Raw genomic sequence first — 7,515 nt, 5'->3', positions numbered from 1 at the left:
GCGCGGTCCAGCGCCGCGTGACGCCGGGACCCGAACGGCGCCGTGGGCGGCCAGAGCGGCGCCTCCGCCACCGGCGGCACGGGCTTCACGGGTGTGCGCGGCACGCCGTCCTCGTCGGGAGCTGCCGGGTCCGGCGCCCACTCGAGGACGCGCCCGGGGCCGACGGCGTCGACGACCTCGGTGAGGAACACCGACGGCGGCGTCGGCCGCTGGGCGTCGCGCCACACCGACCCCGTGACGAGGAGGTCACGCCGCGCGCGCGTCAGCGCGACGTAGGCGAGGCGGCGCTCCTCGCCGAGCTGGTGCGCCGCGTGGTCGGCCACGTACTGGACGAGCCGACGAGCGGCGTCGGCCCGGTCGGTCGCGACGTCGAGCGCCACGTCCGGGAGGCTGTCCCTGTCCCCACGGAGGCGGGTCGGCAGCGCGCCGTGGTCCTTGATCCAGCCGGACGTGCGCGGCGCCATGGGGAACGTCTTGTCGACGAGTCCGGGCACCGCGACGACGTCCCACTCGAGCCCCTTGGCGGCGTGCACCGTGAGCAGCTGAACGGCGCCCGGGTCCATGTCACCGACCGGCGCCTCGAGCCCCCGCTCCTCCCGCTGAGCCGCCTCGAGCCAGGCCAGGAACGCGCCGAGCGTCCCTCCCTCGGCCTCGCCGAAGCCGCCGGCGACCGACCGGAAGGCGTCGAGGTTCGCCCGCGCCGTCGACGGCGCGATCCCGGGCCGCGCGGCGACCTCGATGTCGAGGCCCAGGAGCCGTTCGGTCTCGGCGACGAGGTCCACCACGGGCAGGAAGGTCAGGCCGCGCAGCGCGCGCAGCACCCCGGCGAGCTCCTCGAGACGCGCCCTGCCGGCGGCCGAGACCGACCTGCCCTGACGGCTGACCCAGCCGGGCTTGGGGAGCGCGTCGAGCGCGTCGACGATGCTCCGCTCGTCCGCGACATCGGCCGCTCCCGGGACGCGCCGGGCCGGGCCGTCGTGGCTCTCGCGCGACCAGTCCGCGAGCGCGTGCAGGTCCGCGAGACCGAGCCGTGCACGCGGACCCGTGAGCAGGCGCATGAGCGAGTCACCGCGCGACGGGTCGTGGGCCGCCTCGAGCGCCGCCACGAGGTCCACGACCTCGGGTGCGCTGAGCAGCCCGCCGAGACCCACGACCTCGACGGGCAGGCCGGCGTCGAGCAGAGCCGCCTGGAGCACCGGGAACTGGGACCGCTTGCGGCACAGGACGGCCGCCGTCGCGGGTGCACCGGCTCCGGCGGCCTCGCGGCGGTCGCGGACGAACTGCGCGACCGCGCGCGCCTCGTCGTCGAGCGTCTCGAGGTAGGCGGCCACCACGTGACCCGGTCCTGCTCCCGGGCGCGACCTCAGCTCGGGGAGCGTGACACCACCCGAGGTGCGCACGGCCGCGTCCCGCAACGGACCCGCGACGGCGTTGGCGACCGTGAGCACGGCCTCGTCGTTGCGCCACGAGGTGGAGAGGGCGAGGTGACCCGCCGGCACGGGGCCGTCGGCGTCGTCGCGCAGCGGGAAGTCGAGCGGGAAGCGCTCCAGGCCGCCGGCGCTCGCGCCCCGCCAGCCGTAGATCGACTGGTGCGGGTCCCCGACGGCGGTCACCGCGTGGCCGACGCCGCCCGAGGCGCCACCGAAGAGGTGGCGCAGGAGGCTGAGCTGGGCGACCGAGGTGTCCTGGTACTCGTCGAGCAGCACGACCGAGAACCGCGCGCGCTCGCCCGCCCCGACGTCCGGCACCTCGCGTGCGAGCCGTGCCGCCAGCGCGACCTGGTCCGCGAAGTCGATCACGTCCGCCTGACGCTTGCGCGCGGTGAACTCCTCGACGAGGTCCACGAGACGCGCGCGCAGCCGCACCGAGGCCGTCACCGCGGTCACGAGCTTCTCGTCCGCCGCGCGCGATGTCGTCCCGGGCGGGAGCGCGCAGAGCCGCTCCACGAGCCGTTCGGTCTCCGACCGGAGCTCGCCCGGCTCGACGAGATGCTCCGCGAGGCCGCCCGCGAGGTCGAGCACCGCCGACGTGATGGTCGACGGCGCGAGGTCGACCTCGAGGTCACCGGCCCACTGCTCGACGACGTCGTGGGCGAGCTGCCAGCGAGCGGCCTCGCCGAGCAGGCGCGCCGAGGGCTCGATCCCCAGCCGCAGCGCGTGGTCGCCGACCAGCCCGGCGGCGTACGCGTTGTAGGTGGAGATCGTCGGGACCACGAGGGTCGGCTGGTCGAGCTCGCGGCGCGAGACCAGCCGCAGTGCGCGGAGCCTGCGCCGGACGCGCTCGGACAGCTCGCCGGCGGCCTTCCTCGTGAAGGTGAGGCCGAGCACCTGGTCGGGCTGCACGAGGCCGTTCGCGATGAGGAAGACGACGCGTGCCGACATCGTCTCCGTCTTGCCCGAGCCGGCTCCGGCGACGACGAGGAGCGGCTCGAGGGGCGCCTCGATGACCGCGACCTGCTCGGGCGTGGGCGGCGGCAGGCCCAGCAGGCGCGCGACGTCCGCGGCGCCGAGGGACGGGCGCGCCTGCGCCGGCACGTCCGTGGACTCCTGGACGAGGGTCACGCGCCCACCACCCGCCCCTCGGGCTGCACCGGGCACGACCGCCGGACCGGGCACGTGCGGCACAGGTCGTTCGCCGTGGCCGAGACGGCCGACGCGCTCACCGTCGTCGCGACGTCGTCGAGCAGCCGGCGCGCCCACTCGGGCTCCGGGTCCTCGGCGACGGCGACCTGCTCGCGGACGCTGGGCTTCTTGTTCGTGGTGCCGACGTAGACGAGAGCGGCACCCCCGCTGGTCGCGCCGCCGGTGTGCTCGGTGAACGCACCGGCCTCGAGCGCCTCCTGGTACGCCCCGAGCTGGGCGTGCCGGCTGACCGCGTCCGCCGAGACCGGGCTGCGGCCCGTCTTGAGGTCGACCACCCGGACGCGCGGCGAGCCGTCGGGTGCGTCGGGGAGCCGTTCGAGCCGGTCCACGGTCCCACGGAGCAGCACGCGCCCCACCTGGACGGCGAACGGCTCCTCCACGGCGACGACCTGGCCGGCTCCGCGCAGGTACGCCGCGAGGTGCCGGATCATCCCGTCCGCACGCCGGCGCTGCACCGAGCCGACCCACCCGTCCCCGAGGCCGAGCTCGCCCCAGCGCTCGTCGAGGAGCGCGGCGAGCTCGGCCTCATCACCGCTCGGGAGCGCAGCAGCGACAGCGTGCACGAGCGTGCCGAGCGACTGCTCGCCCGAGTCGGCCGCGGTCCCGCCAGCCGCCTCGAGCGCCCACCTCAGCGCGCACGTGGCCGCCGCCTCGAGCTTGGACGGTGAGAGCGGGACCGTGCCGTCGGCCGGCCACAGCGGGGCGGAGGTCGAGGGCTCGGCGACGCCGTACCAGTGCCTCGGGTCCGCGCCCGGCACGCCGTCGGCCGCGAGACGTGCGAGGAGCACGGCGGCAGGGTGGGACGGGCCGGCGTCCGGTGCCGCCTCGAGCACGCCGCGGCAGCGGGCCACGACGGCACGCAGGTCGAGTGCAGGCGGCACCTGCACGAGCCGGGTGTCCTCGCCCTCCTCGCCGGGACCGGCGTCGACGAGGTCGAGCAGGCTCGACGGCTGGTGGTCGGTGTCCTGGACCGCGGTGACGACGAGCCGCCGACGGGCGCGCGAGACGGCGACGGCGAAGGCGCGCAGCTCGTCGTCGAGCACCGCCGCGCGGGCCTCCGCCGTCACGGCCGTGGCGCCCGGACCTCCGACCGCACGCCCGGCGAGCACCTCGACGAGGTGCTGCGCACCCAGCAGCGAGTCCCGCACCCGCAGATCGGGCCAGACGCCCTCCTGGACGCCCGCGACGACGCAGACGTCCCACTCGCCACCGGCCGCGGCGGCCGCGGTGAGCACGGGGACCGACTCCTCGACGTCCCCGCGCGCGGCGAGCGAGTCCGCCGGCAGGTCCTGCGCGGCGAGGTGCTCGACGAACGCCGCGGGCGGTGCCATGGGCAGCCGGTCGACGAACTGCTCCGCAGCGGTGAACAGCGCCAGCACCGCGTCGAGGTCGCGGTCCGCGCGCGCGCCGCCCGTGCCGCCCGCGACGGCGCGCCGGCGCCACGGCTCGTCGAGACCGGACGCCGACCACAGGGCCCACAGCACGTCGAGGACGGTGCTGCCGGGCGCGGCCGCCGCCTCCCGGCCCGCCCGGAGCACCGCGGCGAGACGCTGCACGGGCCGGCGCACGGCCGTGGGGAGCGTCGCGGAGTGCTCGGGCGCTGCGAGCGCCTCCACGAGCAGCACGTCGCTCGTCCGCTCGCCGTCCGCTGAGAGCTCCTCCGCCCGGAGCGCGCGGCGCACCCGCCGCAGCCCCACCGCGTCGAGGCCGCCCAGCGGCGACGTGAGGAGCTCGGCGGCGACCGCCGGCTCGAGCGCCTCCGCGCCGAGCACCGCACCGAGCGCCAGCAGCAGCGGACGCACCGCAGGCTCGGCCCGCAGCGCGACGTCGCTGCCCACCACCGCGACGGGGACCTGGGCCGCGAGGAGCGCACGGCGCAGCTCGGCGACCTGGCCTCCCGACCGCACGACCACGGCCATGCGGCTCCACGGGACGCCGTCGTGCAGGTGCGCGGAGCGGAGGGTGTGCGCGACGTACGCGGCCTCCTGCGCGGGCGAGCGCAGGAACCGCACGGCGACGGGGGCGCCCCCGAAGAGGCCGTGCTCCCGCGGCTCCCCCGACGGCGCGTGCTCCGCGGACGCCTCCGCGGCGCGGTGGCGGCGCCCCGGCCCACGGATCTCCTCCGTGACCGCGCGCACGACACCGCGCACCACCGGGCCGTGCCGCCACACCGTGCCCAGCACCACCTCGGTCGCACCGAACGCGCCCAGCCCGCTCCCGCGCGGAGCGCCGGCGCGGTCCACGAGGCCAGGGCTCGCCCCACGGAAGGTCTGCACCGCCGCGTCCGGGTCGGCGAGCAGCACGACGTCGGCCCCCGCGTCGGCCAGCACGTGCAGCAGCCGCGCCGTCGCGGCCGTCGACTCCTGGTGGTCGTCCACCACCACGAGGCGCCAGCCGGGACGCGGGGCCCCCGGCACCTCGGCGTCCCACGCCCGCAGCGCCTCGGCGGCCTCGTCCACGACGACGGCCGCGTCGTACCGCGCACCCGCGTCGGGTGTGCCCGACCGCAGCCGCGTGACGTCGAGGTACTCCGCGTACACCGCGGCGGCGGCCACCCACTCCGGGCGCGCGTGCTGCTGCCCGAGGTGCGCGAGCTCGGGCGGCCGCAGCCCGCGCTCGGCGGCCCGCATCAGCAGGTCGCGCAGCTCGTCGCGGAACGCCCTCAGGCCCAGTGCGCCCGCCGGCACCCGTGGCGGCCAGGCGACGCGCGCGCCCTCGCCCGCGGCGTGGCCGGCCAGCAGCTCGGCCAGCACCATGTCCTGCTCCGGGCCGGAGATGAGGGTGGGCGGTGGTTCGCCGAGGAGGGACGCGCGGGCGCGCAGCACGGAGAACGCCGCCGACGCCGCCGTGCGGACCACCGGCTGGCCCGTCGTGCGGCCCAGCCGCACGGAGAGGTCGTCGCGCAGCCGCGCCGCGGCGCGACGCGTGGGGGCCAGCACCAGCACCTCGTCGGCACGGAGCTCGCCGCGGACGACGCGCTGCGCGACGAGCTCGAGCGCCGCCGTCGTCTTCCCCGTGCCCGCGGCACCGCGGACGAGGAGCGCGGGCCCGCGGTGCCCGACCACGGTGCGCTGATCCGCGTCCGGCTCCGGCCACCGGGTGCGCACGGAGGGGGGCACGAGGGTCAACGTCACGCGGAGATCCCATCACAGCCCTCCGACACGACCCCGGTCACGCGCGCCGACGGGCATGCTGCACGGATGGACGCCAGCCGACCGACCGCTGCCGACACGTACACCTTCGGCGACACCCCGACCGCCGCACGGCGCCTCGCGCTCCTCGCCGAGGTGTTCGACCCACCCACCCGGGCCCTGCTCACGGCCTGGAGCCCGTCGCCGGTCGACCACGCGCTGGACCTGGGCTGCGGGCCCGGCCACACGACCGCCCTCGTGCACGCCACGAGCGGCGCGCGCCGCACGACCGGCCTCGAGAGGTCGGCCGAGCACGTCGCGCGGGCGCGCGCCGCCGCGCCGGCCGGCGTCGAGGTCGTGCAGCACGACGTGACGGTCGGCCCGCTGCCCGTCGCACCCGCGCAGCTCGCGCTCTCCCGGTTCCTGCTCACGCACCTGGCGGCGCCCGGCGCCGCGCTCGCCACGTGGGTCGGCGCGCTCGTGCCAGGCGGCCGCCTGCTCGCGCAGGAGACGGCGCGCCTGGCGTCCGCCGACCCCGTGCTGGGCCGCTACTACGCGCTCGTCGACGAGCTCCAGCGCCACCACGGCCAGGCGCTCGACATCGGCTCGCGCCTGGGCGACCTGGCGGCGGCCGTGCCCGGGACGGAGGTCGTCCACGCCGCCGTCGTGCCGCTGCGGCCCTCGGTGCCGGCGATGGCCGCCCTGCACGCCATGAACGTGCGGACGTGGCGCACGGACCCGTACGCGGTCACCGCCTTCGACCCCGCCGAGCTCGACGACCTCACGACGGCGCTCGACGTGATCGCCGCAGGCGGGCGGGCGACGGCCGACGTCGAGCTCGACCTGGCCGAGGTCGTCGTCGAGCGCGGCCGGGACTGACGTCAGCCCGGGAACGGCCACCCGTTGGGCACGCAGGGAGCGACGCCCACGGTCTGCTGCTGCATCAGCGGCGCGAGCTGCCCGGGACCGGGGCACTCGACGTGCGGGTTGCCGAGCAGGTGACCCACCTCGTGGTTGACGAGGTACTGGCGATACAGGGTGCGGTCCGCGCCGAACTCGGGCGTCCCCTGGACCCACCTCGTGTGGTTGAGCGCCGCGTGGCCGTTGCGTCCGCAGGAGTAGAGGCCCACCGTGTCGAGCGGCGCGCACATCGTGTCGACGAGGTCCGGGGACGCCAGGACGACCCGCAGGTCCGCCGCGCCGTCCGTCCGCGCGAAGGCGACCGATCCGTCGGCGCCCCAGCCGCGCGGGTCGTTGAGCGTGGCCATGACGGTCTGTGCGAAGAGGGTGCCGTCGACCTCGAGGCCCGCCTCCACCTCGACGCGGACGGTGCGCACCGTCGCCGCGGACGCAGGCGGGGGCTCGCTGCCGGGGACGACGACGAGCGTGCCCGACGCCGCCGTGGGGACGGCGGGCGAGAGGAGCCCGGCCGCGCGGTCGGCGAGGCTGAGCCCGGCCGCGTCGAGCGCGTTCGGGTCGACCGGCGCCGCCTTCGCGGGCGGAGCGGGCAGGACCAGCGGCTCGGTGGCCGGTGGCGGCTCGGGCGGCAGCACCGGGCCGCTGCTCGTCGCCGCGACGCCGCCCGCGCGGACGGTCGGGGACGGGGTCGGGCTCGCCGTCGGCTCGTCCGACCGGGTGATGTCGCGCTCCGCGACCGCCGACGGCGCGACACGGGGGTGGACGACGACGGCCGCGGTCGCGGCTCCCCCGCCGAGCGCGAGGGCGCCCGCGAGGGCCAGCGC

At 77.6% G+C, this 7,515-nt stretch carries 4 protein-coding genes; 1 reads left to right on the top strand and 3 read right to left on the bottom strand.

What is annotated here, in order from left to right:
- Window positions 1-2,561: ATP-dependent helicase (locus ICW40_RS16420; protein WP_308121867.1), on the bottom strand; the 2,561-nt coding region annotated here is incomplete at its 3' end.
- Window positions 2,558-5,776: an ATP-dependent helicase gene (locus ICW40_RS16415; RefSeq protein ID WP_221655088.1), complete on the bottom strand. Its 3,219-nt coding sequence runs from the start codon at window positions 5,774-5,776 to the stop codon at window positions 2,558-2,560. The genes ICW40_RS16415 and ICW40_RS16420, both read right to left, overlap by 4 nt.
- 66 nt (window positions 5,777-5,842) lie before the next feature.
- Here ICW40_RS16415 and ICW40_RS16410 point away from each other — a divergent pair, with 66 nt between their 5' ends.
- Window positions 5,843-6,652 carry a class I SAM-dependent methyltransferase gene (locus tag ICW40_RS16410; RefSeq protein WP_221655087.1) on the top strand — a complete coding sequence of 270 codons (810 nt, stop codon included), beginning with the start codon at window positions 5,843-5,845 and terminating at the stop codon, window positions 6,650-6,652.
- Window positions 6,653-6,654: 2 nt separating this feature from the next.
- Here the strand turns inward: ICW40_RS16410 and ICW40_RS16405 are convergent.
- A partial coding sequence (locus tag ICW40_RS16405) for a DUF3152 domain-containing protein (RefSeq protein WP_308121866.1) occupies window positions 6,655-7,515 on the bottom strand: 861 nt, incomplete at its 5' end.

The sequence above is a fragment of the Actinotalea ferrariae genome, from assembly GCF_019733465.1.
Classification (GTDB): Bacteria; Actinomycetota; Actinomycetes; order Actinomycetales; family Cellulomonadaceae; genus Actinotalea; species Actinotalea ferrariae_A.
The sequence above is the reverse complement of the archived record's forward strand: the minus strand, read 5'-3'. Positions and strand labels throughout refer to the sequence as shown.

What these genes read in the sequence shown, in the direction of transcription:
- ICW40_RS16410 (WP_221655087.1), top strand. Translation starts at nt 5,843, where the DNA reads ATGGACGCCAGCCGACCGACCGCTGCCGACACGTACACCTTCGGCGAC.